Origin of the sequence: Micromonospora sp. NPDC048898 (genome assembly GCF_043198035.1) — a bacterium.
Classification (GTDB): Bacteria; Actinomycetota; Actinomycetes; order Mycobacteriales; family Micromonosporaceae; genus Micromonospora.
Window position 1 is genome coordinate 34,406 of sequence record NZ_JBICUF010000021.1, and the last position, 23,572, is coordinate 57,977.

The following is a 23,572-nucleotide window of genomic DNA, read 5'->3' on the forward strand; positions in this document are numbered from 1 at the left end:
GGGCGCGGCCACATTATCAGGCCCGTCCCCGCGATCGGCCATCGCCGAACCGAGCGGGCGCGCACCCGGATCGGGCCGATCACGCGCGGGGGCCGGCGCTCGTGGGCGCTATCATCGGCGCGCCCCGTAACCCGCCCCCCGATCGGACGCCGATGTCGAACCGCGCCGTTGCCACGGACGCGCAGCCCGCGCAGACCGATGCGGGGAGTCCTCCCCCGCCCACCGGGCCGGACCGCCGACCGGTCCCGCTCGCCCGCCGGCTGGCGCTCAGCGTCTGGTTCTGGCCGACGGCGTTCGCCGCGGTCGCCGTCGGGTGGCGGCTCGGCAGCCCGGAGATGTGGCACGACGAGCTGGTCACCATCGACGTGGCGACCCGCTCCACCGGGCAGATCCGGGGCATGCTGGCCAGCGTGGACGCCGTGCACGGGGCCTACTACCTGTTCATGCACGCCTGGACGACGCTGTTCGGCACCAGCCCGATCGCGGTACGCCTGCCGTCGGCGCTGGCGATGACCCTGGCCACCGCCTGCGTGGCGCTGGCGGGGCGGAGGCTCTTCGACCACCGGACGGGTGTCGCCGCCGGGTTCGTCTTCGCCCTGGTGCCCACGGTCACCCGGTTCGGGCAGGAAACCCGCTCGTACGCCTTCGTCGTCCTCGCCGCGGCGGCGGCCACCCTGTTCCTGCTCCGCGCGCTGGAGCGGCCCGGGTGGCTGCGCTGGGGGGCGTACACCCTCGCGGTGGCCGGCATCGGCCTGGTCAACGTGGTGGCGCTGACCCTGCTGGTCGGGCACGGCACCGCCGTTCTGCTCCACTGCTGGCGCAAGCGCGCCTGGTGGTCGCTGGCCTGGTTCCCGCTCGCCGCCCTCGGCGGGGTGGCGCTCGCCGCGCCGGTGATCCTGCGGGGGATGAAACAGGCGGGGCGGCAGATCAGCTGGATCCCGGACAGCTCACCCTGGACGGTCTGGGAGCAGGCGTACGGCTCGACGCTGCTCGCCGCCGCGGTGACCGCGCTGGCCGCGATCGGTCTGCTGACCCACCTGCGCCGCGACGCCGTGGCCCGGACGGTGAGCGCGACGCTTGTCGCCGTGCTGCCGGTGCCGGTCATCCTGGTGGCCTCGACCGGCGAGATCAACTACTTCTTCTCCAAGTACCTGCTGTTCCTGCTGCCGGCCTGGGCGGTCCTGGCCGGCTCGGGGCTCGCCGTGCTGCGCCGTACCCCGCTGGTGGCGGCCGGGCTGGTGGTCGTGGCCGCGCTGTCCGTACCGGGTCAGCTCGCGATGCGCGGGGAGTACTCGCACAGCTGGTACACCTACCCCCAGGCGCGGGCCTTCGAGCCACTGTCCTACTCCCAGGCGGCACGGGTCATCGAGGCGGGCTACCAGCCCGGTGACGGCCTCGTCGTGGGCGACGTCTGGTGGTGGCTGACGGAGCCCGGAGTCCGGTACTACCTCCCGGCGGACATCTCCCCGCGCAACGTGTTCCAGGCGCGGACCGCGGCCCAGCGCAACGAGCTGTTCGCCGCGGACTGCGCCGACCCGGCGAGCTGCCTGCGCGACGAGCCACGGCTGTGGCTGGTGCAGCCGACGGTCACCGACACACCGATGACCGGGCTGTCGAAAAAGGCGGCCGCCGTCCTCGGCGAGCGGTACCAGCTGGCCCAGCTGACCCACGTGACCGGGATGACCGTCGCCCTGCTGCAACGGCGCGGCTGAGCGGGCGCGATTACCGCCGCCGGCACCCGGGTAGGGGGTCGGCATGGCGGAACTGGCAACGCTCTGGATCATCCGGCACGGTGAGAGCACCGCGAACGTGGCGGCGACGCACGCCGAGGCGTCCGGCGAGGAGCTGATCGGGCTCAGTCACCGCGACGCCGACGTGCCGCTGTCCCCCACCGGCGAGGAGCAGGCCCGGGCCACCGGGCGCTGGCTGGCCGGGCTGCCCGCGGACCGCCGGCCGGACGTCGCGGTGGTCTCGCCGTACCTGCGGGCGGTCTGCACCGCCGAGTTGGCGCTGCACGGCACCGGGGTGCCGGTGAGCCGCGACGAGCGGCTGCGCGACCGGGAGCTGGGCATCCTCGACGGCCTGACCGGGCACGGGGTCCGCCGACGCTACCCCGACGAGGCCGAGCGGCGGGCCCGGCTCGGCAAGTTCTACTACCGCCCGCCCGGCGGGGAGTCCTGGACCGACGTGGCGCTGCGGCTGCGCACGCTCCTGGGTGACCTGCGCCGAGACCACGAGGGCCAGCGGGTCCTGCTCTTCGGCCACGACGCGCTCGTCTTTCTGCTGCGTTATCTGGTGGAGGGGCTGACCGAGGCGGACCTGATGGCGCTGACCCGCGAACACGTGATCGCCAACTGCTCGATCACCGACTGGTCCGCCGACGCGCGGGATCGGCTGGTCCTGGGCGGGTTCAACGAGGTCGGCCACCTGCACCGGCAGGGCGCCCAGCCGACCAGGGAGGACGAGATCCATGCCGAACCGGTCTGAGGTGAAGGTGATCACGCCGGCGTTGCTGCGGGACTGGGCACTACCGGTGCCGGTCGGTGGCAAGGAGAGCCGGGGCACCGTATTGGTCGTCGGCGGGTCCCGCTTCACCCCCGGTGCGGTGCTGCTCGCCGGGGTGGCCGCGCTGCGCGCCGGCGCCGGGGTGCTCCAGCTCGCCGCCGCCGAGTCCACCGCCGCCACGCTGAGCATCCAGGTGCCCGAGGCGCTGGTGGTCGGGCTGCCGGAGACCTCCGACGGTGCGGTCGCCGCCGACCGGGACGGGCAGCTCGACGAGCTGGTCGCCCAGGCCGACGTGGTGGCCGTCGGGCCGGGGCTGAAGGCGATCGACGAGACCAACCGGTTGCTGAGTCTGGTCCTGGAGGCCGCCCGGCCGCAGACGTCGCTGGTGCTCGACGCGTACGCCCTCGGTGCGCTCAGTCACGCACCGGACCTGCTGGTCGGCTCGGGCCGGCCGGTGGTGCTCACCCCGAACCTCACCGAGGCCAGGCACCTGCTCGGGCGGGACCCGGGCGACGACCTGGACGCCGAGGCGGCCGAGTTGGCCGGCCGGTACGAGGCGGTCGTCTCGCTCTACGGGCACGTGGCCGCACCGGACGGCCGAGGGTGGCGCGAGGAGAGCGGCGACGCGGGGTTGGGCACCTCCGGCAGCGGGGACGTGCTCGCCGGGCTGCTGGCGGGGCTGCTGTCCCGGGGCGCCGACCCGGCCCAGGCCGCCTGCTGGGGCTCGTTCGCGCACGCGGTGAGCGGCCAACGGCTGATCCCCCGGTACGGCCGGATCGGCTTCCTCGCCCGGGAGCTGCTCGAGGAGATCCCCCGCACGTTGGCGATGGTCTGATCAGCCGTTATCCGCTGTTTCCGCATTTGACCTGCTGGGTACCGGAATCACACCAGACGAGTTCCAGGGAGGTCATACCCGTGTCGACAGATGCCATCGTCCTGCTCAAAGAGGACCACAAGGAGATGCGCCGCCTGTTCAAGGCCTTCCAGGATGCCGAGGAGGGCCCGGCGAGCCAGCGGCAGAAGCTGGTGCAGAAAATCCTGGAGGCCCTCACCGTGCACACGTACCTCGAGAACGAGGTGATGTACCCGGAAGTCCGCCGCCTGCTGCCCGACCTGGAGGACGACATCCTCGAGTCGTACGAGGAGCACCACGTCGCCGACGTGCTCTGCGCCGAGCTGGCCGCCATGGACGCGGACCACGAGCACTTCAACGCCAAGACGACGGTGCTGATCGAGAACGTGACGCACCACGTCGAGGAGGAAGAAGAAGAGTGGTTCCCCAAGGTCCGCGAGGCCCTGGGTCGTAAGCAGCTGCAGGAGATCGGCGAGCGGATGATCGCGCTGCGGGCGGACGCCCCTCGTACGCCCAGTGACCCGAAGGCGATCAAGAAGGCGATCGACGCGGTGACCGCCTGAGGCGCCTGCTCACACCGAAGGGCCCGGCACGATGCCGGGCCCTTCGTCGTGCACCCGGGGTCAGTCCGCTGGACGCTCCGGTCACCACGGCGAGCGGCCGTTCGGAGGTCGGTGTGGTCATGATGGGGGAACTCCTCTCCTGCCGGTGGCGGTGCTACCTCCCCCACCCTGTGCCCCGACATCGGCCGCCCAACCCTTCCGACGCGTGCGGTACGGAGGTCGCCCCGGGACGGCCCCGGACGGCCCGGTAGGATCGGCGCGGGCCGTTACTGGCGCGTGGGGATGGACAACCATCGGGGAGCGGCCCCGTCACGAGGACGTTTGCCGAGCGCCTGGGCCTTCCCGCACGTCTGTTGGAGGTCGCATGTCGCACAACGCCGAGTCCACCGCATTCCGGAGCGCCCTCGAGGTGATCCGAGCTGTCGAGCCGCGGGTGGCCGACGCCATCGGCGCCGAGCTGACCGACCAGCGGGAGTCGCTCAAGCTCATCGCCAGTGAAAACTACGCCTCCCCGGCGACGCTGCTGGCCATGGGCAACTGGTTCAGTGACAAGTACGCCGAGGGCACCGTCGGCCGCCGTTTCTACGCCGGCTGCCAGAACGTCGACACCGTCGAGGCGCTCGCCGCCGAGCACGCCCGGGAGCTGTTCGACGCCCCACACGCCTACGTGCAGCCGCACTCGGGCATCGACGCCAACCTGGTCGCGTTCTGGGCGGTGCTGGCCGACCGGGTGGAGTCCCCCGCGCTGAAGAAGGCGCAGGTCCGCCAGGTCAACGACCTCACCGAGGCCGACTGGTTCGCGCTGCGCCGCGAGCTGGGCAACCAGCGGATGCTCGGCATGTCGCTGGACGCGGGCGGCCACCTCACCCACGGCTTCCGGCCGAACATCTCCGGCAAGATGTTCGACCAGCGCAGCTACGGCACCGACCCGGCGACCGGCCTGATCGACTACGACCGGGTCGCCGAGGCGGCCCGCGAGTTCAAGCCGCTGATCCTGGTCGGTGGCTACTCGGCGTACCCCCGGAAAGTGAACTTCCGGATCCTGCGGGAGATCGCCGACTCGGTCGGCGCCACCTTCATGGTCGACATGGCGCACTTCGCGGGCCTGGTGGCCGGCAAGGTGTTCACCGGCGACTTCGACCCGGTGCCGCACGCGCACATCGTCACCACCACTACCCACAAGTCGCTGCGCGGCCCGCGCGGCGGCATGGTGCTCTGCCAGCCGGAGCTGGCCGACCAGGTGGACCGCGGCTGCCCGATGGTGCTCGGTGGCCCGCTGCCGCACGTGATGGCCGCCAAGGCCGTCGCCCTCGCCGAGGCCCGCCGCCCCGACTTCGCCGACTACGCCCAGCGGATCGTGGACAACGCGCAGGCTCTCGCCGAGGGGCTGCTGCGCCGGGGCGCCAAGCTGGTCACCGGCGGCACCGACAACCACCTGGTGCTGATCGACGTGTCCGGCTACGGGCTCACCGGCCGGCAGGCCGAGCAGGCTCTGCTGGACTCGGGCATCGTCACCAACCGCAACTCGGTCCCGCAGGACCCGAACGGGGCCTGGTACACGTCCGGCATCCGGATCGGCACCCCGGCGCTGACCACCCGCGGCCTCGGCACCGCCGAGATGGACCAGACCGCGGAGCTGATCCACACCGTGCTGGCCCAGACCACGGCCGGCGCCAACGCCGACGGCACCCCGTCCAAGGCGAAGTACAACCTCGACGCCGAACTGGCCGACAAGATCGCCCAGCAGGCGACCGACCTGCTGGCCCCGCACCCCCTCTACCCGGCCATCGACCTGAGCTAGCCTCCGCTCCCGTCGATCATGGAGTTGTGGTGCCCGATCCGGGCTGGTGCGCGACTTTCGTCCACCACCACAACTCCATGATCGACGCGAGGGTGGCCGGTCACTCCAGGGGGCGCTTCAGGTGGTAGCGGTGCACTTCGGTGCTGCCCTGGACGTTGTTCACGTCTTCGGCCGCGGAGACCAACTCCCACCCCTCCCGGCCGGCGCGGTTGAGGTGCGCGATGGCGGTGTCACCGAAGGCGGTGATGTCCTTGCGGGACCCGTCCGGGGCGTACCAGACGAACGAGACATGAAAATTGCGGCCCTGTCCCTGATAACGGCGGACGAGCAGGGCGTACTCCCAGGCAACCATGCGGCCCATTATGACCGTCCACCCAGGACGACTGTACGCCGGCCGTCGCGCATTGCCATCCGGTGAACGCGGTGTGTCAGCCCGCTCGACGGGCCAACTCGTCGGTGATCAGCCCCGCGAGGCGATCCAGCCCGACGTCGATCTGCTCGGGTGTCACCGCGCTGACCGACAACCGCAACGCGCGCACCGGCGCGGTGTCGTCGTAGAAGTGCGCCATCGGCGTCCACAGCACCCCGTAGTCGCGCGCCGAGCGGTCCAGCAACGCGTCGTCGACCGGGAACGGCACCGTCACCACCACGAAGAATCCTCCGGCCGGCACCGTCCAGCGCACCGCCGCCGGCCGGTCCGGCTGGTCGGGCACGGCCGGAAAGCGCCGGGTCAGGCCGGCCACCAGGTGACGCAGGTTCCGGGTGTACGCGGCCCGTTCCCGAATGTTCGCGGCCACCAGGCTGCATCCGTGCTCCAGCAGCCGGCCGCCGATCACCGCCTGCGCGATCGGCGACGTGTTGACCGTGACCATGCTCTTGATCATGGCGAGCTGGTCGGCGAGCGGGCCGACCCGTCCGCCCACACCGGCCACCCGCTGGTCGGCGACCACGTACCCGACCCGCGCGCCGGGGAGCACGGTCTTGGCGAACGAGCCGAGGTAGACGACCCGCCGTCCGGTGTCCAACGCCTTGAGGGTGGGCGGGCGTGGCCCGTCGTCGAGGTGGAAGAGCCCGTACGGATTGTCCTCCAACAGCAGCAGGTCCTCCTCGGCGGCCAGGTCCAGCAGCCGCCGCCGGTGAGCGGTGTCGATGCTGACCCCGGAGGGGTTGGCGAAGTCCGGCACCAGGTAGCAGGCGCGCGGCCGCAGCCCGGCCGCCCGTGCGCGGCGTGCCTGGGCGGCGAGGTCGGCCAGATCGACCCCGGACGACCCACCGGCGACCGGCCACACCGGCAGGTCCACCAGCCGGGCCGCCCCGGTCAGCCCGACGTAGGTCGGTGCGACCGCGAGGAGCACATCCATCGGCCCGGCCCGCAACGCCCGCAGCACCAGGAACATCGCCTCCTGGCAGCCGACCGTCACCACGACGTCCTCCGGGTCGACGGTGATCCCCTCGTCGACGGCGAGGTTGCGGGCGATCAGGTGGTGCACGATGCCCTTGGTCCGGCCGTACTGCAGCAGCAGTCGCCTGGCCTGCTCCGGTCGGTGCCCGAGGTCGTCGACGAGGTGCCGGTGGAAGGTGTCCAGGTGCCGGTGCACCGCCGCCAGGTCGAAGTACTCCTCGTACGGCCGGCCGGCCGCGAGGGACACCGCCGCCGGGTAGCGCTCGGACACCTCGTTGAGGAAGTTCATCGACGTCAACGCCGGATCGCCCAGCGCCGGGTGCAGGTCGGCGACGGTCAGGTCGACCGGTTCGGCGGCGGTCACCTCTCAGCCCACCCCGAGGGTGCGCAGCTCGCCGGCTGCCGCCACGTCGGCACAGCCGGCCAGGGTGAGCGCGTCGGTCAGCTCGGTGGCCAGCAGCGCCAACGCGTGCCGGGCGGCCGGTTCGCCACCGGCTGCGAGGGCCCAGAGCAGTGGCCTGCCGACCAGCACCCCGGCCGCGCCCAATGCCAGCGCCCGCAGCACGTCGGTGCCGCCCCGGATGCCGCTGTCCAACAGCACCTGGCAGCTGTCCCCGACCGCGTCGACGACCTCCGGCAGCATGGTGACGCTCGCCGGCGAGCCGTCCAGTTGCCGCCCGCCGTGGTTGGACACGACCATCGCGTCCGCGCCGATCCGTACCGCCTCGATCGCATCGCGCGGGTCCAACAGCCCCTTGACCACCAGCGGCAGGTCGACCTGCTCGCGCAGCCACGCCAGGTCCGCCCAGCGCAGCGCCGGCGCGAACGACGACGCGGTGTGCGCGGCGGTCGCGGACACCCCGGGCGCGCCGGAGTGCGCCAGCGCGTCCCGACCGTCGGGGAGGTTCGCGGCGACCACCTCGGCCGGCAGCCGGAACGCATTGCGCAGGTCCCGGGGACGCCTGCCGAGCACCGGAACGTCCACGGTGACCACCAGCGCCCGACACCCGGCCGTGACGACCCGGTCCAGCAGGTCCCGGACGAGAGTCCGGTCGCGAAGCCAGTAGAGCTGGAACCAGACGTCCACGCCCGTCCCGGTGACCTGTTCGATGGGTGTGCTGCCCAGCGTGCTCGCCAAGTACGGGATCCCGGCCGCACCGGCCGCCGCGGCCAGACCCAGCTCCCCGTCCGGGTGCAGCAGCCGCTGGTACGCCATCGGCGCCACCCCGACCGGCATGGCGTACCGACGACCGAGCAGGTGGGTGCCGAGGTCGACGGTGTCCACCCCGCGCAGCACCCGGGGCAGCACCGCGACCCGGTCCAGCGCGCGACGGTTCGCGGCGAGGGTCACCTCGGACGCGCTGCCGCCGGCCACGTAGTCCCACACGTCCGGTGGCAGCACGGCCCGGGCCCGCTCGGCGTAGTCGGCGAGCGACACGGCCGACAGGTCGGTCTGCGCGTACCGCGGCGGGGCGCCGGCCGCGGCACGGGCCGCCCGGTACGCGGCCACCTCCGGAGGTAGGGCCATGTCGCTCCTATCCTCCGGTGCTGACCAGCAGCTTGTCGATGCCGCGCAGGAACAGGCTGCCGCTGTACGTCGGCGTCTCGGTGACGGTCAGGGCGGGGAACCGGGCGAACAGCCGGGGCAGCGCGAGGCGTCCCTCCAACCGCGCCACCGCCGCGCCGAGGCAGAAGTGCAGACCCGCCCCGAAGGCCAGCGACGGAGGGCCGGGACGGGTCGGGTCGAAGGTGTCCGGGGCCGGGAAGCGGGACGGGTCCCGGTTGGCCGCCCCGATCAGGATCAGCACGTTGTCGTCCTCGGCGATCGGCACGCCGTCCAGCACGGTGTCGGCCGGCGCGGCTCGGGCCAGGAAGTGCACCGGGCTCGCCAACCGCAGCACCTCGTCCACGCAGCCCTGGGCCAGCGTGGCGTCGGTGGGCAGCGCCGCGACCGTCTCCGGCTGGGCCAACAGCAACGGCAACCCGTTGCCGAACATGTAGACGGTGGTGACGAAGCTGGCGTTGAACAGCACGATCAGGTTGCTGACCAGCTCGTCCTCGGTCAGCGCCACCTCACCGGAGTCGAGCGCCTCGACCAGCGCGCTGAGTAGGTCGTCCCCGGGCACCCGGCGGCGGTGCCCGAGCAGATCCCGGTAGAAGACCCGCAGATCCCGGGCGGCGGTGTTGGCCGCGGCCAACCGCTGCGGGGTCTTCCCCGCCACATCCAGGAACTCGTCGATCCACTCCACCCGCTCGCGGTACCACGGCAACTCCGCGGCCGGGATGCCGATGAACTCGGCCATCACCAGGGCCGGAATCGGGTACGCGAAGTCGGCCACGAAGTCGACCACGCCGTCGGCGGCGTCCGCCATCCGGTCCAGCAGCTCGTCGACCACCCGCAGGATCACCGGTTCCAGCGCGCCGAGCCGGCGCGGCGTGAAGGTGCGGGAGAAGACGTGCCGCATCCGGGTGTGATCGGGCGGGTTGACGAACATCATCGAGGTCTGGAAGGTCCGCAGGATCTCCTGCTCCTCCCACCCTGGCGGCGGCTGTTTCGTCCACTCCGGATCGCGCAGCAACCCGTCGACGAGGTCGTAGCCGACCGCGACCGCGGCCACCGTCCGGTGCTCGGCGCGCGCCGGCACCGCGCTGATCGGGCCGAGCCGGTGCAGGTCGGCGTACCACGGGTAGGGATCCTGTCTGCCCTGTTCGCTGTACAGGCCGGTGAGTATCTCCTCCACGTCCACGGCCAACTCCTTCCCGCCGATGTCGGTGGCCGGGGACAGCGGGGACGACCCGCCGCCCCCGGCCCGGGTCACAGATCGAGCAACCGCAGCGGCACGGCGTTGGCCAGCGCCTGGTTGCCGGCGTCGTTCGGGTGGATGTGGTCGCCCGAGTCGTACGCGGGCAGCAGTTGGCTGGGTCGCGCCGGGTCGCGCACCACGCTGTCGAAGTCGAGCAGCCCGTCGAACTCCCGGCTGCCGCGCAGGTACGCGTTCACCGCCTGGCGGGTGGCCTCCTTCTGCGGTGTCCACACGCCCGGGGCGCCGTGCCCCTCGTACGGCGTCAGCGTGGCCACCAGGCTGGTCAGTCCGCGCTGCTGGAGCTGCTGGTTGATCTGCCGCAGGGTGCCGATGATCGCCTCGGGTGTGTCGTTCGACATCCAGATGTCGTTGATGCCCAGGTGGGTGACAACGGTACGCACCCCGGTCTGGCCGAAGACGTCCTCGTTGAGCCGGGCCGCCGCGTTCGGGCCGAGCTGGTAGTAGCCGGGGTAGTTGCCGTCGCCCGGCTCGGTACCCTCGTGGTTGAGCCGGTTGCCGGCCAGGCTCAGGTTGAGCACGCCCGGGGTGCGCCGGTCCGGGCGGTCGGCGAGCAGCCGGTCGGAGAGCAGGTCGGGCCAGCGCCGGTTGGCGTTGACGGTGCTGCCGTTGCCGTCACCGATGGAGTCGCTGAGCACGACGAGCGCGCCGGGACTGCCCCTGCGCTGCACGTCGATGCCGGAGAGGAAGAACCAGCAGCAGGTGGGACGGGTGGTGAACCCGGTGCCCTCGGCCGCCCCGGTCAGATCCCCCGCGCCGATGAAGTTGGCCTGCTGGGACTGCCCGTGGAACGTGGTCGGGCCGGTCGGCGTCGGGAAGTGCAGGGTGACCACCAGGTCACTGTCGTCCGCGACCGGGAAGGCCAGCGGATCGCTGAGGAGTTCGGCGCCCCGGTTCATGGTCGCCGTGGTGGCGCCGGTGAAGGTCAGCGGGCGCACCGACGTCGCGTCGATGTCGGAGAGGTCGTCGGGGGTCGCGGTGTTCGGCCGGGCGACGGTGGCGCGGCCAACCTTGACCGCCTGCTCGCCGTACAGGTTGCTGAGGCGTACCCGCAGCGCCGGTCCGCCCACCGACACGTGCACGATCATCCGGACGCTCTGGTCGTTGAGGCCGGTGTTGGTCAGTCCGACCGAGTTGCCCCGGGTGACCGCGGTGGCCCAACCGCCCGCCCACTCGGCGCGGTCGGGTCGGCCGGCGGCGGTGCCGGACGGACCGGCGCTGGCGACGACGGCGGGTGCGCCGACGACCAACAGCGCGGCCGCGGCGGCGATGACCGGCCATCTCTTCGGGGTTGCCGTTGCCATGGAACCTCCATCGTGTGGCAGCCCAGGGCCGTCCGCTGACGGCGCCCGCCTGGACGATGGTCCAGAAACCTAGCCGCCGCCGCTGACGGGCGTCAATCAACCTGATCGACGCCATCAAATGGCCGGCGGGCCCGTCGGATCGCCCGTCGGCACGGTTCCGACCAGCCGTTTCGCGCCTAGGCTTCCAGGCGGCGGCGGTGCGGTCGCCCGAGCGCGCCACCGTCGCGTCGTCACCGGGAGCTGCCCGGGGACCGCCGCTTTCTGGGATGGGGGCTGCCGGATGACTGACGGACCCGGGCACGACACGACCTACGTGCACAGGGTGTTGGACCTCTTCGCCGAGTTCGGCGACCGGGAGGCGCTTGTCGGCGCCGGCCGCCGCCTCACCTACACCGACGCCGCCGCACGGGTCCGGGCGATGGCCGCGACGTTGACCCGGCACGGCGTACGGCCCGGGTCGGCGGTGCTGGTGACCGTCGCGAACGCGGTGGAGGGTCCGCTGCTCCAGCTCGCCCTGCACCTGCTCGGCTGCCGGACGATGTGGGTCGCCCCGGTGACCGCGCGCCGGGAGATCGACGAGTTCATCCGATCGGCCCGCCCGGACGCCCTGGTCTACGACGCCCGGGACCGGGCCAGTCTGGGCCCGGAGCTGGCCGCCGCGCTGCCCGGCACACCGGTGTGCTGTCTCGGCGCGGGCGGCACCGGCCCCGACCTCACCGTCGACACCGACGCCGACCTGACGAACCTGCCGGCGGTCGTGCCGACGCCCGAGTCGTTCCTGCAGACCAGCGGCACCACCGGCAGCCCCAAGCTGGTGCACCACCGGGACAGCTTCTACGCCCAGATCCTCACCCTGGCCGCCGACTTCCGGGCCGCCGGGTTCCCGCTGCTGCGGCATCTGTCGCACTCACCGATGTGGCTGGCCAGCGGGCAGATCACCACACTGTTCAACCTGTTCACCGGCGGGGTGCTGTTCCTGCGCGACGACTGGGACCCGGTGGCCTTCGCGGACACCGTGCGGCGCGAGCGGATCAACTCGACATTCGTCACCCCGCCGATGCTCTACGAGGTGTTGGACCATCCGGCGCTCGTCGGCGCGGACTTCTCCGCCATGTTCATGTTCAACGTGGGCGCCGGGCCCGCCGCGCCCGCCCGGCTGCGCCAGGCCATCGCGCGGTTCGGCCCGGTGCTGCGCATCGTGTACGGCCTCAGCGAGGCCGTCGTGATCACCGCGCTGCCCGGCCTGACCGACGATCCGGAGCACCCGGAGCGGTTGGGCTCCTGCGGTCGGCCCTACGGCGACGTCCGCATCGAGATCCGCGACGACGACGGCACCGTGCTGCCGACCGGCCGCGACGGCGTGGTGTGGGTGCACACCCGGCTGCGCTTCGCCGGCTACCATGGCCAGCCGGAGCTGACCGCGCAGACGCTCGTGGACGGCTGGGTGCGGACCCGCGACATCGGTCACCTCGACGACGACGGCTACCTCTACCTGGTCGACCGGGCAGACGACGCGATCCTCACGCAACGACGGAGCTGGCCGATCTTCTGCCGCCCCATCGAGGACGTGCTGGCCGGGCATCCGCGGGTACGGGCCGCCGCCGTGATCGGCGTACCGGACGAGACGGCCGGTGAGGTCCCGTACGCGTACGTGGTGCTCGCCCCGGGGGTGACGGTCGCCGGGGCGGAGCTGATCGACCTGGTCACCGCCGAGCTGAACGAGATGTGGGCGCCGGCCGCTGTGGAGTTCGTCGACCGGCTGCCGGTGAACCGGTCGATGAAGGTGGACAAGCGGGCCCTGCGCGCGCGGTACGCGGCACGTCGGGCGGCGGCGGTCGGGGCGTGACTCCCCGCCGGCAACTGGTCGTCCTGGTCAGCGCGGACCTGATCTCCAACCTGGGCACCCGCATCTCGGTGGTGACCATCCCGTGGCTGGTGCTCGTCACCACCGGCAGCCCCACCAAGATGGGCCTCGTCGCGTTCGCCGAGACCCTTCCGTACCTCCTGTCCAGCGCGTTGGGCACACCCTGGGCGGACCGGATCGGCCTGCGCCGTACCTCGATCCTCTGCGACGCGGGCAGCGCCGTGGCGATGGTCGTCGTCGCGCTGACCCCGTGGTTGGGCTTCGCCCCGCTGGTGGCGCTCGTCGCGGTGGCCGGCGCACTGCGGGGCATCGGGGACCGGGTGAAGCACGTGATGTTCCGCCCGGTCGCGGAGGCCGCCGGAGTGCCGCTGATCCGGCTGACCTCCGCGTACGACGGGCTCGGCCGGGTGGTGACCCTGTTCGGCGCCGCCGTCGGCGGCCTGCTGATCGCCGTCTTCGGGGTGACCGAGGCGATCCTCGTCGACGCGGCCAGCTTCGGGGTCTGCGCGCTGCTCATCGGCGTCCTGGTCCGCCCGTCGGTCGTCCCGACGCAACCCGCCCAGCCGGAAAGTTACCTGCGCGCCCTGCGGGGCGGTTTCAGTTACCTGGGCCGGGATCGGCCGCTGCTCGGCATGCTCGCCGTCATCTCGGCGCTGAACATGGTGGCCAACGCCAGCGTGGCCGTCTACATCCCGGTCTGGGTCGCCCGGGAGCTGCCCGGCCCGAGTGGCCTCGGTCTGGTGCTGGCGGCGTTCTCGGCGGGCGCGTTGCTGGGCAACCTGGTGTTCACCATGCTCGGGCCCCGGCTGCCCCGGCGGCTGACGTTCCTGCTCGGCGCGCTGGTCGCCGGCACACCCCGGCTGGTGGCGCTGGCGATCAGCGACGAGCTGCCGGTGGTGCTGGTGGTGACGTTCCTGTCCGGAATCGGCATCGCGGCGATCAACCCGCTGCTCGGGGTGGCGCTCTACGAGCGGGTGCCGCCGGAGTTGCAGACCCGGGTGATCGGCATCGCCGGTTCGTTGGCCTTCGTCGGGTTGCCGGTCGGCGCGCTGCTCGGCGGCTGGTCGGTGGACGCTCTGGGGCTTACCCCGGCCCTGCTGACCATGGCGGCGGCGTGCCTGGTGGTCACCGCGTACCCGCTGCTGACCAGGGCGTCCGGCCCGGAGACACCGGCGCGGCCCACCCCCGTCACCACACAGTGACCGGCCCCAGCCTGCCTCGCGAGGTCCTACCGCACCGCTGCCCGCTCTGCCCGACGGGCCCGGCACTCGGGGTCGTTGCGGTGGGCGTCGGCTGCCGGCCGGGTCACTCCGGGCGGCATGCGCGTCCACTCGTCCACGTAAGCGCACCGGATGTTCCAATCCAGGAGCAGTCTCGCCCGCTCGATCTTTGCCTCGGTCAGGTCGACGCCGAGCAGGTCGACGCCGAACAGGTCCGCGCCCGTCAGGTCCGCGCCGGTCAGGTCCGCGTCGGTCAGGTCCGCGTCGGTCAGGTCGGTGGCGGTCAGGTCCGCGTCGGTCAGCACGGCAAAACGCAGGCTCGCCGCGACCAGGCTCGACCCGGTGAAGGTGGCGTGGTCCAGTCGCGCCCGGTCCATCTGCACGTCCTGCAGGTCCACCTCGCTGAGGTTGGCGCCGCGCAACTTCGTGCCGATCAATTCGACGTCGGTAAGGTTGGCGCCGGCCAGGTCTGCGTCGGTCAGGTCGGCGGCGGAGAGGTTCGCCCCTTCCAGATTCGCCAGGCCCAGGTCCATTCCGACCAGGTCCATCCCGCGCAGGTCGGTGCGGGACAGGTCGACGCGGGTCAGATCCGGCCGGCCGCCGATCGAGTCACTGTCGCCCAGCGCGGCCAGAGCGGCCTGGATGTCCACCGGGGGCAGTGCCAAGGTGTCCTCGACGGCGGCCGCCCCCGTGGCCTTGTCGCTGCGGGCCGGGGTGGGAGCGGCCGTCCCGCCGACGGAGTGGACGCGGACGAACGCCGACAGGATCTCCACCACGGCAGGACGATCGGCCGCAGAATCACGCATGATCCGTCGCAGGGCGTGGATGGCGCCCAGGCGCACGTCCACCTTGTCGGCGCCGGGCTGCCCCAACTGTTCGATCGACGCGGTGAAGCGGTCGGTGATCTGCCCCTGCGCGGTGAGGCGTTGCTGCTCGCGGTTGGCCTCCTGTTGCGCACGGTTGGCGGCGTTGGTGACGTACAGCCCGACCGCGAGGACGATCACCGACAGGATGCTCCCCAGGCCGAGTAACCGTTGCCAGGGGTCCGGTTTGAGTTCCAGGGGGGCGCCCGGAGCCAGCTCCAACCGGGTTGTCGACGGTCGGCCAGGGCGTAGGGCGCGCGACGCGACGATAGTCGGCCGAGGCCGCCCTCCGCGCGTCGGGCGGCCGGGGGCCGCGGTGGGGGTACCGGCGCGCCAGGCGGCGCGGACGGCGGCTAGTCGAGCGCGGATGGTCGCCACGACCTCCATTTGACCCCACCTCCGCCACCCCTGCTGTCAGCCCACCTCCTCCGCCACCGGCCCAGGGCCGCACGGTGCGGACGGCCCACCGCCCATCGTGAGCGGTGGGTGCCAACTCCCCGCCCCAGCGCCGGGGCACGCCTGCACGACGGCGAGGTCCGCACCGCGACCTGCGTCGTCGACCCGGACCGGGGCGAGCTGTCCGAGCTGGTCGCGCTGCCGTCCGGCGGCGACACCAGCTACCCCGGCCTGGTCTGGCACGACGACCTGCTGTGGGTCAGCTACTACTCCTCCCACGAGGGACAGACCCACGTCTACCTGGCCGAGGTCAGGCTGACCGTCTGAGCCTGGCCGGGGCGCCCGCCGGTCGGTTAGCGTGCCCGCATGCCATCGGCGCTCACCGAATCGACGGACCCGTACTGTCTGCGCCCCGGCGAGGCCGCCGAGCTGCTGCACGGGCACCCGTGGCGGCGGTTCGTGGCGCTCGGCGACAGCGTCGTGGAGGGAATGTGTGAGCCGACGCCGGGCTACCCGGACGTGCAGTGGGTCGACCGGGTCGCCGCCGAGCTGACCGCGGCGTGCCCCGAGTTGGCGTACCGGAACCTGGGTCGACGCGGGCTGCGCGCGCACCAGGTGCGGGCCACCCAGCTCGCCCCGGCGCTGGCCTTCGCACCGGACCTGGCGCTTGTCGTCTGCGGGGGCAACGACGCCTTCCACCCGGCGTACGACGCGGAGGCGGTGGACGCCGAACTGACCGCGATGATCACCGCGCTACGCGCCGCGGGGGCCGACGTGATCACCGTGGGGATGTTCGACGTCTCGCACAGCCCCGCGGTGCCCGAGCACCTCCGGCCCGGCCTGGGCGAACGAATGCGCCGCCTGTCGGCACACACGGCCAGCCTGGCCGAACGTCTGCACACGCTCCACGTGCACCTGACCGACCACCCGATGACGGCCGACCCCTCCCTCTACAGCACCGACGGCCGCCACGGCAGCGCCCGCAGCGACGCCATAGCAACAGCCCAAACCCTGCGCACCCTCTCCCACCCCCCACCCCGGCAGACCCCCGTTGATCATGAGGTTATTGCCGCGACACGCCGCGAGGGGCAATAACTCCATGATCAACGAGCGCAGGGCGGGGTTGGGGCGCGGGCGTCGGTCAGTCCTTTAGGAGGAGTCCGGTTAGGAGGACGCCGTGGGCCAGGTTGAGGACTCCGTCGCAGCCGGGGTAGCCGACTCTCGCCAGGCCGCCGGAGGCGTGGCGGCCGAAGAGGTACGGGGCCAGCGAGAACGGGACGTCGGCGGTGACCGTCTCGCCGGTCTCGATCTGGACGAAGTCCATCGACACCCGGTCGGTCGGCAGGTACTCCTGCAGGATCGCGCCGCCCCGATCGACGGCAGCCCGCACACCCTCGGCCCAGTCCGCCGCACTCAGCTCCGGGCCGAGCAGCACGCCGTGACCGGCGGAGCCGTCGGCCGGTTTCGCCACCAGCTCGGCCTGTTCGGCGATGGCCCGGTCGAGCACCGCAGCGGTCAACGGCACCGTGTACGGCACGTGCCGGCGGATCAGCGACTGGTCGTCGGCGGGTAGCCCGTCCACGTCCTCCCACAGCCAGGCGAAGGTGGTCTTGTTGCCGAGCAGCCACGCCGCCGCCGACACGAACATCGGGAGGGTGCCGGCGGCGAGGGCCCCGGCCACCGCGTCCAGACCGGCGGTCGGGGTGACCCGGTTGGGCACGAACAACCGGAACAGCGCGTCGACCGGCGCGCCATTGACCACCAACCGCGCGGAGGCGTCCAGGGTGGCGCTGGACACCGGGGCGATGACCAGGTCGATGCCGAAGTCCCGGGCCCGTACGGCGAGGGGGTCGAGGATCCGGATGAACGTCTGCGGGTCGTCGAGGCCCGGGTAGTCGGCGTCGAAGTCCATCAGCAGCGCCACCCGGGCGCCCTCGGGCAGCCGCAACTCCTCACGGATCGCCACGAACCGCTGGTCGAGCAGCGACGGCGCGGCCCGCACCGGCAGGTCGTCGAGGATGCCCCGCTCCCGGTACAGGCGCGCGAACCGCTGGATGACGGTGTCGGCGTCGAACCCGCCGCCGAGGCTGCTGTCGATGTTGTACTCGACGAACTTCGGCACCCCGGCGGAGAAGATCACATCTGGGCGGTACGCGGCCAGCAGCGCCTCGGTCAGCGGCTCGGCCTCGTCCAACAGGCGGGTCTCCCCCGCCGGTACGCCGAGCAGCCGGCGCAGCTCACCGGCGGTGCCGGTCCGCCGACGGCAGGCGTCGAGGATGAGCTGGGCGAGCCGGTCGCAGACCTCGTTGAGCTCCCGCCAGGCGTCGGCGGTGAGCACCGGGGGGCGGGCCAACCGCCACTGCTTGTTGTAGCTGGCCCGGCCGTGGAAGACCTGCTCCCAGGCTGCCGCCCCACCGGCCACCATGGCCGAACGGGCCGGCTCCGGCAGGTCGGTCCAGGCCCGGTCGGCCGCCGGCCACGCATAGTTCGGGTCGATCATGATCCGTCCTTCATGGTCAGGTGGATGGCGGTGGCGAGCTGGTCCCGGCCGGGCTGGACGGCCCGGTCCAGTGCCGGGGCGAACGGGAGCACCGACCCGTCCGGTCGGGTGACCCGGCGGGGTGGGGCGAGCAGCCGGACCCGTTCCACCACCGAGGCGATGATCTCGGCGGCCATGCCGCAGGAGCGGTTGGCGTCGTCGAACACCACGAGTCGCCCGGTGCGGGCGACCGACTCGGTGAGGCCGTCGATGTCGAACGGGTACAGGGTGCGGGGGTCGAACACCTCCACCGAGACCTGGTCGGCCAGCTCCTCGGCGACGGCGAGCGCGTCGTGCACCAGATGCCCGATCGCGACCACCGTCACGTCGTCGCCGGAGCGGTGGATCCGGCCCCGGCCCAGCGGCACCGGGGCCGGGTCCTCGACGTCGTCGCGCACGTCCATCGCGGCGGCCGGCGCGAACACCACCACCGGGTCGTCGTGGCGGATCGCGGTGACCAGCAGCCCGTACGCGTCGGTCGGGGTGGCCGGCACGACGGTGACCACGCCGACGTGGGCGAAGAGGCTGTACGGGTGGTCGGAGTGCTGCCCGGCCCACCCGGTACGCGAGCCGGAGCCGGGCACCAGGTAGGTGACCGGGACGCTGCACTGCCCGCCGGTCATCAGCGGGAACTTGTGCGCGTGGTTGACGATCTGCTCGAAGACCAGGAACAGCAGCGACGGGATCTGGAACTCGATCACCGGCCGCAGCCCGGCCAGCGCCGCCCCGGTGGCGAAGCTGGTGAACGCCTGCTCCGACAGGGGGGTGTCGCGGACCCGATCGGTGCCGAACCGTTTGGCCAGCCCGGTGGTCACCAGCGACGCCCCGACCTGGACGTCCTCACCGAGCAGGAACACCGCCTCGTCGCGGGCCAACTCGTCGGAGAGGGCCCGGGTCAGCGCCCGGCGGTACGACAGTCGGGGCACCTCAACCACCTCCGGTGCATACGGTCATTCAGCCACCTCCGGTGCGGGCGGTCAGGCCGCTGGCGTACAGGTACGCCAGGGCGTCGGCCGGGTCGGGTTGCGGGCTGTGCAGGGCGAACCGCACGGCCGCGTCGAGGGTTTCGTCGACCTCGGCGTCCACCGCGGCACGGTCGGCGTCGGAGAGGCGTTCGCCCTGGATGCGGACCGGGTCCCGGGCCCGACCCCGGGTCACCTCGTCGGGTGGGCGGTAGTCGAGGCGTACCGCGTGTTCGAAGGTGTGATGGGCGTCGAAGCGGTAGGTCCGGGCCTCGATCAGCTCGGGGCCGCCGCCGGAGCGCATCCGGTCGACGGCGGCGGCCGCCGCCACGCGTACCGTCTCGGGGTCCTGGCCGTCGACCTGGACGGCCGGGATGCCGAACGCGGCGGCCCGGCCGGCGATGCTGCCGGCCACCGCGGCGGCGACCGGCATGGTGGTGGCGTAGCCGTTGTTCTCGCAGACGAACAGCACCGGCACCCGCCAGAGCGCGGCCAGGTTGAACGCCTCCAGCAGCATCCCCTCGTTGACCGCGCCGTCGCCGAAGAAGCTCACCCCGACGGTGTCGCGGCCCCGGCGGCGGTGCGCCCAGACCGCGCCGGTGATGATCGCCCCGGAGGCGCCGACGATCGCGTTCGCGCCGAGCACGCCGATGCTCAGGTCGGCGGCGTGCATCGAACCGCCCCGGCCGGCGTTGAGGCCGGTGACCCGGCCACACAGCTCGGCCATCATTCGCGCCGGATCGGCGCCCCGGGCCAGGACGTGCCCGTGTCCACGGTGGGTGCCGGCGAGCACGTCGTCGGCACCCAGCGCCGCGCAGACGCCGGCGGCGATCCCCTCCTGGCCGAGGTACGGATGGATGCCGCCGACGATCTGCCCGCCGTGGACCAACTCCACCGCCCGTTGTTCGAATCGGCGGATCAGCCGGACCGTGCGGTAGAGCCCGACCGGGTCGGCGGCGGTCACGCGGGCGCCTTGAAGTAGCGGGCCGCCTGTCGGGCGTCCCCCACCTGGAGTTCGATGTGGTCGATACCGCGGATGCCCATGTCCCCTGAAGCCCCTTCCCACCCGGTTCCCACCCGTGCTGCCGTCCGGACGCGCCCCGCCCGGGATACCGCGTCGATCACCCCCTCGGCTCGGCAACCCGCGCCAGCAGCAGGCTCACGTTCTGGCCGCCGAAACCGAACGAGTTGGTGACCGCGTACTCCGGGTCGGCCTTGCGGGGCGCGCCCCGGATGTGGTCCGCCGGGCAGGCCGGATCCGGATCGTCGAGGTGGTACGTCGGCGGCAGCAGCCCCCGACCGAGCGCCAACGCGGTGACCGCCGCCTCCAGCACCCCGGAGGCGCCGAGCAGGTGACCGGTGAGCGCCTTGGTGGAGCTGACCGGCACACCGCCGACGCCGAAGACGTCGGCCAGGGCGGTGGTCTCCGCGATGTCACCGAGTTTCGTGCTGGTGCCGTGCGCGTTGACGTAACCGACCGCCGCCGCCGGGACACCGGCGCTGCGCAGCGCCCGGCGGATGCACGCCGCCGCGCCGGCGCCGTCCGGGCGGGGGGCGGTCAGGTGGTACGCGTCCGTCGTCGCACCGTGCCCGGCCACCTCGGCGTATCCGGCGACGCCCCGCGCCGCGGCGTGCTCGGCGTTCTCCAGGACCAGCAACGCGGCACCCTCGGACAGGACGAACCCGGTCCGGGAGGTGTCGAACGGCCGACTCGCCCGGCTCGGGTCGGTGCCGGCGCGCGCCAACGCCCGCGCGTTGCCGAAGGTGTCGGCGAAGGTCGGGAAGAGCGGCGCCTCGCTGGCCCCGCAGAGCACCACGTCGGCCTCCCCGGTCGCGATGAGCCGGACGCCGTCGGCGACCGCCTGCGCGCCGGAGGCGCAGGCGGTGCCGACCGACGAGCTGTAACCCCGGATGCCGTACGCGATGGCGATCCGCGCCGCCGGCATGTTCGGCAGGATCCCGGTGAGCAGGTACGGGCTGACCGCCGCCCGACCCCGGGCCGCCCGGGCCAGCACCTGTGACTCCAGGGTGGCCATCCCCCCGACCCCACCGACGATCACACCGATCCGGTCGGGGTCGACGTCGCGGCCCACCTCGATGCCGGCGTCGGCGAGGGCGTCGGCGGCGGTGAGGAGGGCGAGCACGACGATCCGGTCCAGCACCCGGGTCTCCGGCCCGGACGCGACGGTACGCGGGTCGATGTCGGGCAGCAGGCCGGCGACGTGCAGCGACCCGCTCGCCGGGTGCCCCTGGGGTGGACGGGTCAGCCCGGACCGGCCGGTGGTCAGCGCGTCGAAGGTCTCCTCGACGCCCCGCCCGACCGGGGTGAACAGCCCCATCCCGGTGATCAGGGCGGTCACGCCACCACTCCGCTTCGCTCCGCGCCGGCGGTTCGCCGGCTCACGACGACGCCTCGGTTCGCCGGGCTCACGACGACGCCTCGGTGAGGTAGCGCTCGCGCAGGACCACCTTGCGGACCTTCCCGGTCACGGTGACCGGGATGTCGGCGGAGGCCACCGGCACCACCCGGCGCAGCGTGGCGCCGACGTCCGGGCCGAGGGCGGCACGGACCCGCTCGGTGCGGTCCTCTGCCACGTCGGCGCCGGCGGCCAACTCCAGCAGCACGTCGGTGACCACCCCGCCGGCCTTGGCGACGATCACCACCGTGCAGTCGGTGACGTCCGGGCAGGCGGCGAGGATCCGCTCCTCGGACAGGGCGGTGTAGAAGCGCCGCCCGTCACCGGCGTCGACCGAGTCCACCGCCCGGTCCACGTGGTAGTAGCGGCCGTCGGCATCGACACGCACCAGGTCACCGGTCAGGTACCAGCCGCGCTGGCGGAAGCGGTAGGTGGTGATCGAGTCGTTCCAGTAACCCCGGAACAGCGACGGCGAGTCGATGCCCAGGAAACCCACCTCGCCGACCGGCACCGGCTCGCCGTCGGCGTCGAGCACCGCGACCCTGGTGAACTGGTACGGGCGGCCGATGCAGCGGCCGTACCGGTCGGTGTCGGCGCGATGGGTGATGTGGAACATCGAGTGCCCCATCTCGCTGGAACCCAGCCCGTCGATGAAGACCGAGCCGGGCACCCTCGCCACCCCGTCGCGGGTGACCATGTCGCGCCAGCCGACCGCGACGAGGCGGCGGATGTGCGGCTCGTGCGAGGCGTCGCCGGTGTTGAACCACAACCGCACCGAGTCCAGGTCGTACCCGGACAGGTCGAAGCGGGCCAGCTCCGCCCAGGTGACCGAGAAACCGAACACCCCGTCGGGGCGCCAGCGTTGGATCGCGTCCAGCACCCGTTCGCCGTCCTGCTCCGACAGCAGGAACATCTGGGCACGGTTGCCCAGCACCTGGTTGACCATCAGCACCGTGGCGGTGTGCGGGGCGGGCAGCGCGTTGAGGATCCGGCTGGTGCCCTGCGCCTGCGGCATGGTGAGCAGGTGCCGGGTGGCCGCGAAGAGGCTGGCGTGCGAGTGCAGCACCGCCTTGGGCACCCCGGTCGTTCCGGAGGTGTGCGTGATCACGATCGGGTCGTCCGGGTGGTGCCGGTAGTGCGCCGGGGCCGCCGCCGGGTCGCCCGCGCCGGTCCGCGCGAGGGTGCCAAGCAGCGGTACGCCCAGGTCGTGCCCGGCCAGCAGGGCGGTGTGCGCGTCGTCGGCGAGCACACCGACGCCTCGCAGGCGGCGGATGTACTCGGCGGCGATCTCCGGGCGGAGTTTGCCGTTCATCAGCGCCGGGATCGCCCCGAGCCGGGTCAGTGCCAGGAAGCTGAGCACCATGTCGGCGGCGGCGGTGGCCCAGACGGCGACCGGGTCGCGGGGGCGTACCCCGCGCTCGTGCAGCCAGGCGGCGCGGGCGGCGACCCGCTCGTCGAGCTGCCCCAGCGTCAGGGGTGTCTCGGCGGGGTGCCCGTCGACTGCGGTGTCGAAGGTGAGGCCCGGCCCGTCCGGGTCCGCGCCGTGCGCCAGTACCCGGGCCAGGACATTGCCCGCACCCACCTCGGTGTCGGCGGCCAGTGCGCCGCGCAGTCCCCGTGTCCTCATGGTCGTGCTCCTCCCCCCAGTAGCACCGCGACCGCCTCGGTCGGCCTGTCGGGTGCCTGTTCGATCAGGATCAGCAACACCTCGTCGGCGTCGCCGTCGTCGCGCAGCAGGTCCGCCTCGGCGACCCCGTCGGCATACGGGTCACCGGTCGGGCTGAGACAGACCACCGGGCCGCGCAGGTCCCAGCGGGCCGCGATGTGTCCGGCGACGCTGTTCGGCACGGACTGGAAGAAGAACAGCGGACCGATCCGCCCGCCGGCCTCGACTGTCGCCCGTACGTGCTCGGCGCTGGCGAGATCGCCACTGGCGCTGACCAGCACGATCCCCGTCCGCACCCCGGCGGGCGCCCCCGCCGACCCGTATCCCCGCCGCAGACACCGCTCCGCGACGGCCACCATCACCGGCGCGAAGTCCGAGTGCACGAACCCCGGCAC

General features: G+C 72.8%; 21 protein-coding genes and 1 riboswitch. Of the genes, 9 read left to right on the top strand and 12 right to left on the bottom strand.

The window, feature by feature from the left end:
- Positions 1–152: 152 nt before the first annotated feature.
- The 5 genes from ACGFIQ_RS32750 (at position 153) to ACGFIQ_RS32770 (ending at position 5,722) form a co-directional block, all read left to right on the top strand.
- A complete protein-coding gene (locus ACGFIQ_RS32750; protein WP_393249633.1) occupies positions 153–1,712 on the top strand; it encodes a glycosyltransferase family 39 protein in 1,560 nt (519 codons plus the stop codon).
- Between the two features lie 43 nt (positions 1,713–1,755).
- Positions 1,756–2,487 carry a histidine phosphatase family protein gene (locus ACGFIQ_RS32755; RefSeq protein ID WP_393249635.1) on the top strand — a complete coding sequence of 244 codons (732 nt, stop codon included), beginning with the start codon at positions 1,756–1,758 and terminating at the stop codon, positions 2,485–2,487.
- Positions 2,471–3,340: an NAD(P)H-hydrate dehydratase gene (locus tag ACGFIQ_RS32760; RefSeq protein ID WP_393249637.1), complete on the top strand. Its 870-nt coding sequence runs from the start codon at positions 2,471–2,473 to the stop codon at positions 3,338–3,340. Before ACGFIQ_RS32755 ends, ACGFIQ_RS32760 begins: the two co-directional genes overlap by 17 nt.
- A gap of 80 nt (positions 3,341–3,420) precedes the next feature.
- Positions 3,421–3,921 (top strand): hemerythrin domain-containing protein, encoded by a 501-nt coding sequence (locus ACGFIQ_RS32765; protein WP_393249639.1) that lies wholly within the window; start codon positions 3,421–3,423, stop codon positions 3,919–3,921.
- A gap of 255 nt (positions 3,922–4,176) precedes the next feature.
- Positions 4,177–4,266, top strand: a riboswitch (ZMP/ZTP riboswitch).
- A 19-nt stretch (positions 4,267–4,285) separates the two neighbouring features.
- Positions 4,286–5,722, top strand: coding sequence for a glycine hydroxymethyltransferase (locus ACGFIQ_RS32770; RefSeq protein ID WP_393249641.1), 1,437 nt, complete (start codon positions 4,286–4,288; stop codon positions 5,720–5,722).
- A gap of 100 nt (positions 5,723–5,822) precedes the next feature.
- Here ACGFIQ_RS32770 and ACGFIQ_RS32775 read toward each other — a convergent pair whose 3' ends face one another.
- The 5 genes from ACGFIQ_RS32775 to ACGFIQ_RS32795 all read right to left on the bottom strand — a co-directional run bounded on the left by ACGFIQ_RS32775 (position 5,823) and on the right by ACGFIQ_RS32795 (position 11,217).
- Entirely contained in the window at positions 5,823–6,083 is a 261-nt protein-coding gene (locus tag ACGFIQ_RS32775; RefSeq protein ID WP_393249643.1) for a hypothetical protein, read from the bottom strand.
- A gap of 67 nt (positions 6,084–6,150) precedes the next feature.
- Positions 6,151–7,488 (bottom strand): aminotransferase class I/II-fold pyridoxal phosphate-dependent enzyme, encoded by a 1,338-nt coding sequence (locus ACGFIQ_RS32780; RefSeq protein WP_393249645.1) that lies wholly within the window; start codon positions 7,486–7,488, stop codon positions 6,151–6,153.
- A gap of 3 nt (positions 7,489–7,491) precedes the next feature.
- The gene (locus ACGFIQ_RS32785) at positions 7,492–8,652 is read right to left on the bottom strand and encodes an alpha-hydroxy acid oxidase (protein WP_393249647.1); all 1,161 of its coding nucleotides are present in this window, start codon (positions 8,650–8,652) and stop codon (positions 7,492–7,494) included.
- Between the two features lie 7 nt (positions 8,653–8,659).
- Complete coding sequence (locus ACGFIQ_RS32790; RefSeq protein WP_393249733.1) at positions 8,660–9,871, bottom strand: cytochrome P450; 1,212 nt, start codon at positions 9,869–9,871, stop codon at positions 8,660–8,662.
- A 68-nt stretch (positions 9,872–9,939) separates the two neighbouring features.
- The gene (locus ACGFIQ_RS32795; RefSeq protein WP_393249735.1) at positions 9,940–11,217 is read right to left on the bottom strand and encodes an SGNH/GDSL hydrolase family protein; all 1,278 of its coding nucleotides are present in this window, start codon (positions 11,215–11,217) and stop codon (positions 9,940–9,942) included.
- A gap of 313 nt (positions 11,218–11,530) precedes the next feature.
- On the opposite strand from ACGFIQ_RS32795, the gene ACGFIQ_RS32800 reads away from it, so the two are divergent.
- Positions 11,531–13,096 (top strand): AMP-binding protein, encoded by a 1,566-nt coding sequence (locus ACGFIQ_RS32800; RefSeq protein ID WP_393249649.1) that lies wholly within the window; start codon positions 11,531–11,533, stop codon positions 13,094–13,096.
- Positions 13,093–14,316, top strand: a complete 1,224-nt coding sequence (locus ACGFIQ_RS32805) for an MFS transporter (RefSeq protein WP_393249651.1) — start codon at positions 13,093–13,095, stop codon at positions 14,314–14,316. Before ACGFIQ_RS32800 ends, ACGFIQ_RS32805 begins: the two co-directional genes overlap by 4 nt.
- A gap of 26 nt (positions 14,317–14,342) precedes the next feature.
- Here the strand turns inward: ACGFIQ_RS32805 and ACGFIQ_RS32810 are convergent, their stop codons facing one another.
- Complete coding sequence (locus ACGFIQ_RS32810) at positions 14,343–15,338, bottom strand: pentapeptide repeat-containing protein (RefSeq protein ID WP_393249653.1); 996 nt, start codon at positions 15,336–15,338, stop codon at positions 14,343–14,345.
- 345 nt (positions 15,339–15,683) lie between these two features.
- On the opposite strand from ACGFIQ_RS32810, the gene ACGFIQ_RS32815 reads away from it, so the two are divergent.
- The gene (locus tag ACGFIQ_RS32815) at positions 15,684–15,920 is read left to right on the top strand and encodes a hypothetical protein (protein WP_393249655.1); all 237 of its coding nucleotides are present in this window, start codon (positions 15,684–15,686) and stop codon (positions 15,918–15,920) included.
- A 39-nt stretch (positions 15,921–15,959) separates the two neighbouring features.
- Positions 15,960–16,688: an SGNH/GDSL hydrolase family protein gene (locus ACGFIQ_RS32820; protein WP_393249657.1), complete on the top strand. Its 729-nt coding sequence runs from the start codon at positions 15,960–15,962 to the stop codon at positions 16,686–16,688.
- Positions 16,689–16,734: 46 nt separating this feature from the next.
- On the opposite strand, the gene ACGFIQ_RS32825 is transcribed toward ACGFIQ_RS32820, so the two are convergent.
- The 6 genes from ACGFIQ_RS32825 to ACGFIQ_RS32850 form a co-directional block, all read right to left on the bottom strand.
- Complete coding sequence (locus ACGFIQ_RS32825; RefSeq protein WP_393249659.1) at positions 16,735–18,093, bottom strand: hypothetical protein; 1,359 nt, start codon at positions 18,091–18,093, stop codon at positions 16,735–16,737.
- The gene (locus ACGFIQ_RS32830; protein WP_393249737.1) at positions 18,090–19,058 is read right to left on the bottom strand and encodes an alpha-ketoacid dehydrogenase subunit beta; all 969 of its coding nucleotides are present in this window, start codon (positions 19,056–19,058) and stop codon (positions 18,090–18,092) included. The genes ACGFIQ_RS32825 and ACGFIQ_RS32830 overlap by 4 nt, the downstream gene beginning before the upstream one ends.
- A gap of 28 nt (positions 19,059–19,086) precedes the next feature.
- Positions 19,087–20,058 (bottom strand): thiamine pyrophosphate-dependent dehydrogenase E1 component subunit alpha, encoded by a 972-nt coding sequence (locus ACGFIQ_RS32835; protein ID WP_393249661.1) that lies wholly within the window; start codon positions 20,056–20,058, stop codon positions 19,087–19,089.
- Positions 20,059–20,215: 157 nt separating this feature from the next.
- Positions 20,216–21,454 (bottom strand): beta-ketoacyl-[acyl-carrier-protein] synthase family protein, encoded by a 1,239-nt coding sequence (locus tag ACGFIQ_RS32840; RefSeq protein WP_393249663.1) that lies wholly within the window; start codon positions 21,452–21,454, stop codon positions 20,216–20,218.
- Positions 21,455–21,521: 67 nt separating this feature from the next.
- Complete coding sequence (locus ACGFIQ_RS32845) at positions 21,522–23,138, bottom strand: class I adenylate-forming enzyme family protein (RefSeq protein WP_393249665.1); 1,617 nt, start codon at positions 23,136–23,138, stop codon at positions 21,522–21,524.
- Positions 23,135–23,572, bottom strand: coding sequence for a beta-ketoacyl synthase chain length factor (locus tag ACGFIQ_RS32850; RefSeq protein WP_393249667.1), 438 nt, complete (start codon positions 23,570–23,572; stop codon positions 23,135–23,137). Before ACGFIQ_RS32850 ends, ACGFIQ_RS32845 begins: the two co-directional genes overlap by 4 nt.

Coding starts and splice junctions, on each gene's coding strand:
- ACGFIQ_RS32775 (WP_393249643.1), bottom strand. CDS start 6,083: ATGGGCCGCATGGTTGCCTGGGAGTACGCCCTGCTCGTCCGCCGTTAT.
- ACGFIQ_RS32755 (WP_393249635.1), top strand. CDS start 1,756: ATGGCGGAACTGGCAACGCTCTGGATCATCCGGCACGGTGAGAGCACC.
- ACGFIQ_RS32785 (WP_393249647.1), bottom strand. CDS start 8,652: ATGGCCCTACCTCCGGAGGTGGCCGCGTACCGGGCGGCCCGTGCCGCG.
- ACGFIQ_RS32760 (WP_393249637.1), top strand. CDS start 2,471: ATGCCGAACCGGTCTGAGGTGAAGGTGATCACGCCGGCGTTGCTGCGG.
- ACGFIQ_RS32800 (WP_393249649.1), top strand. CDS start 11,531: ATGACTGACGGACCCGGGCACGACACGACCTACGTGCACAGGGTGTTG.
- ACGFIQ_RS32825 (WP_393249659.1), bottom strand. CDS start 18,093: ATGATCGACCCGAACTATGCGTGGCCGGCGGCCGACCGGGCCTGGACC.
- ACGFIQ_RS32845 (WP_393249665.1), bottom strand. CDS start 23,138: ATGAGGACACGGGGACTGCGCGGCGCACTGGCCGCCGACACCGAGGTG.
- ACGFIQ_RS32770 (WP_393249641.1), top strand. CDS start 4,286: ATGTCGCACAACGCCGAGTCCACCGCATTCCGGAGCGCCCTCGAGGTG.
- ACGFIQ_RS32750 (WP_393249633.1), top strand. CDS start 153: ATGTCGAACCGCGCCGTTGCCACGGACGCGCAGCCCGCGCAGACCGAT.
- ACGFIQ_RS32820 (WP_393249657.1), top strand. CDS start 15,960: ATGCCATCGGCGCTCACCGAATCGACGGACCCGTACTGTCTGCGCCCC.